A 556-nucleotide genomic window follows, 5' to 3' on the forward strand; every position below is an offset into this window, starting at 1 on the left:
TGGACAGCTACATCCCAACACCTGAGCGTGCTGTGGACAAACCTTTCTTGTTGCCTATCGAAGACGTATTCTCTATCTCCGGCCGTGGTACAGTAGTAACCGGTCGTGTAGAGCGCGGTATCATCCACGTTGGTGACGAGATCGAAATCGTAGGTCTGAAAGAAACCCAAAAAACTACTTGTACCGGCGTTGAAATGTTCCGCAAACTGCTGGACGAAGGTCAAGCGGGTGACAACGTAGGCGTATTGCTGCGTGGTACTAAACGTGAAGACGTAGAGCGTGGTCAAGTATTGGCTAAACCAGGTACTATCACTCCTCACACCAAGTTCAAAGCAGAAGTATACGTACTGAGCAAAGAAGAGGGTGGTCGTCACACTCCATTCTTCGCTAACTACCGTCCACAATTCTACTTCCGTACTACTGACGTAACTGGTGCAGTTACTTTGGAAGAAGGCGTAGAAATGGTAATGCCAGGTGAGAACGTAACCATTACTGTAGAACTGATTGCGCCAATCGCTATGGAAGAAGGTCTGCGCTTTGCGATTCGCGAAGGTGG

The 556-nt window shown here is 48.7% G+C and carries 1 protein-coding gene; it reads left to right on the forward strand.

What is annotated here, in order from left to right; translation table 11 throughout:
* Positions 1-556, forward strand: a 556-nt coding sequence (locus HMPREF2952_RS01995) for an EF-Tu C-terminal domain-related protein (protein ID WP_083314040.1), incomplete at both ends; no start/stop codon positions are given.

Source organism: Neisseria sp. HMSC068C12 (assembly GCF_001814095.1).
In the GTDB taxonomy this organism is placed as follows: domain Bacteria; phylum Pseudomonadota; class Gammaproteobacteria; order Burkholderiales; family Neisseriaceae; genus Neisseria; species Neisseria perflava.